Source organism: Modestobacter sp. KNN46-3, assembly GCF_011039295.1.
Map to the genome: position 1 here is coordinate 1 of NZ_JAAKGN010000282.1, position 2,245 is coordinate 2,245.

General features: G+C 72.0%; 3 protein-coding genes. All 3 read left to right on the forward strand.

What is annotated here, in order from left to right; translation table 11 throughout:
- A partial coding sequence (locus G5C62_RS26495) for an IclR family transcriptional regulator C-terminal domain-containing protein (RefSeq protein WP_241176158.1) occupies nt 1–189 on the forward strand: 189 nt, incomplete at its 5' end.
- A gap of 139 nt (nt 190–328) precedes the next feature.
- Nucleotides 329–1,501 (forward strand): glycoside hydrolase family 1 protein, encoded by a 1,173-nt coding sequence (locus tag G5C62_RS26500; RefSeq protein ID WP_164703342.1) that lies wholly within the window; start codon nt 329–331, stop codon nt 1,499–1,501.
- Nucleotides 1,502–1,599: 98 nt separating this feature from the next.
- The gene (locus G5C62_RS26505) at nt 1,600–2,160 is read left to right on the forward strand and encodes a quercetin 2,3-dioxygenase (RefSeq protein WP_164703343.1); all 561 of its coding nucleotides are present in this window, start codon (nt 1,600–1,602) and stop codon (nt 2,158–2,160) included.
- Nucleotides 2,161–2,245 lie beyond the last annotated feature (85 nt).

Below are 2,245 nucleotides of genomic sequence, written 5' to 3' on the forward strand. Positions count from 1 at the left end.
GGCGCTCCCGGGCCGATCGTGTCGGTGGCCGCACCGGTGCACGACGCGCAGGGCACCGTGGTCGCCGCGCTGTCGGTGCTGGTGCCCGCGGAGAACGCCGAACCACGACTGCTCGGCCCAGCCGTGCGCACGGCGGCGCGGGGCATCTCCCGCGGCCTCGGCCCCTGGCGGGCACCCGGGACACCCTGATCCAACTCGTCTGCCATTGGCCGGCAGCGGTGCTGAGCACGGTGAGCGGCGTCACGCATGCTCGCGGGACGTCGATCAACGAGGAGCGCCGCGCCTGCCCGTGTGGCACGGCCTCCCGACACCGCTGGAGGCCCACCGCATGACCCAGTTCCCGGACGGCTTCCTGTGGGGCACCGCCACCGCCGCGCACCAGGTCGAGGGCGGCAACGTCAACAACGACCACTGGGAGATGGAGCACGCCCCGCACTCCCCGTTCGCCGAGTCCAGCGGCGACGCGTGCGACTCCTGGAACCGGTGGGAGGCCGACCTCGACCTGGTGGCCGGGGCCGGGCTGGACACCTACCGGTTCAGCCTGGAGTGGAGCCGGATCGAACCGGCCGAGGGCGAGCTCTCCCGCTCGGCCCTGGACCACTACCGGCGCATCGTGGACGGTTGCCGTGACCGCGGGCTGACCCCGATCGTCACGCTGGTCCACTTCACGATGCCGCGCTGGATGATGCACGACGGCGGCTGGACCGGGCCGAAGGCCGGTGACAGGGTCGCCCGGTTCACCGAGCTGGCCCTGCCTGTGGTCGAGCACGCCGAGTACGTGCTCACGCTCAACGAGCCGAACCTGATGGCGGTCCAGCCGGTGATCGGTGCGATGGCCCGGCGGGGCGAGCCGATCCACGGTCTGCCGGCACCCGACCAGGGTGTCGCCGAGGCGCTGATCGGGCTGCACGGCCGCAGCGCGGAGGTACTGCGGGGTGCCGGTGCCCCGCCGTCCGGCATGTCGCTGGTCGGCCTGGAGTACGTCGACGAGGGCGGTGGCCAGGAGCACCTGCAGGCCGCGCGCGCGGCGATGATGAACCAGTTCCTCCGGGCCGCGGCCGGCGACGACGTCGTGGGGCTGCAGATCTACACCGCTCAGCGGTTCGGCCCCGACGGCCTGATCGCCCCGCCGGCCGACCGGCAGACGCTGGCCCACGGCATGGAGCGCCGCCCGGAGGCCCTCGGCGCCGCGATCCGGTACGCCTCCTCGGTGCTGCCGGAGACCCCGCTGTTGGTCACCGAGAACGGCATCGCCACCGCCGACGACTCCGACCGGATCGCCTTCACCACCGACGCCCTGCAGGGCCTGGCCGAGGCGATCGCGGACGGTGCCGACGTCCGGGGCTACGTGCACTGGAGCCTGCTGGACAACTTCGAGTGGATGCTCGGCTTCGCCCCCACCTTCGGCCTGGTCGCCGTCGACCGGCAGACCTTCGCGCGCACGCCGAAGCCCAGCCTGGCCTGGCTGGGCGAGGTCGCGAAGCGCAACGGCCTGGCCTGACCCCCGATCTCCCTGCCGGCCAATGGCACGGCCGGGGACGTGGTGACGACGGTCACCGATGCTCGACCAGTCAACGCCGACCTGAACCGGGAGCACCCATGAGCTTCGAGTACCTGATCGACCCCGCCAAGGGCCCGCAGTGGCAGGGCCTGCTGCCCGGCGAGCCGCAGCCTTACGTGCTCCGCAAGGGCGAGGGCGAGCACGCCAAGCTCTTCGGCGACGTGTTCACCGTGCTGCTCTCCGGGGACGAGACGCAGGGTCAGTTCGGCATCGTCACCGCCGACTCCCCGGCCGGCGACGTCATCCCGACCCACTCGCACAACGAGACCCACGAGACGTTCTACGTGCTCGAGGGCAAGGTGCGGCTGTTCTTCGAGGACGCCGAGGGCGGCAAGCAGTCACAGCTGCTCACCCCGGGCGACTTCGGCTACGTGCCGGCCGGGTTCTCACACGCGTACCAGGTCGTCGAGCACGCCCGGATGATGGGCACGCTCTCCGGCGGCTTCGAGCGGTTCTTCCAGCACATGGGCACCCCGACCGACTCCACCAGCCCCGACCAGCCGCCGTTCATCCCGGACTTCCCGCGCATGCAGGCAGCCGCGCAGCAGCACAACATGCAGTTCAAGCCGGACTTCGAGTGGCCTGAGCCCACCGCCTGACCTGCGCTCACCCACCGCCGTCCCCTCCGGCGCCGAGAGTGGATGCACTCCCGGCGCCGGAGGTGTGCCCTGAGGAGACCCGTGC

Excerpts from the sequence above, each read along its gene's own strand:
- G5C62_RS26505 (WP_164703343.1), top strand. The coding sequence starts at position 1,600 with ATGAGCTTCGAGTACCTGATCGACCCCGCCAAGGGCCCGCAGTGGCAG.
- G5C62_RS26500 (WP_164703342.1), top strand. The coding sequence starts at position 329 with ATGACCCAGTTCCCGGACGGCTTCCTGTGGGGCACCGCCACCGCCGCG.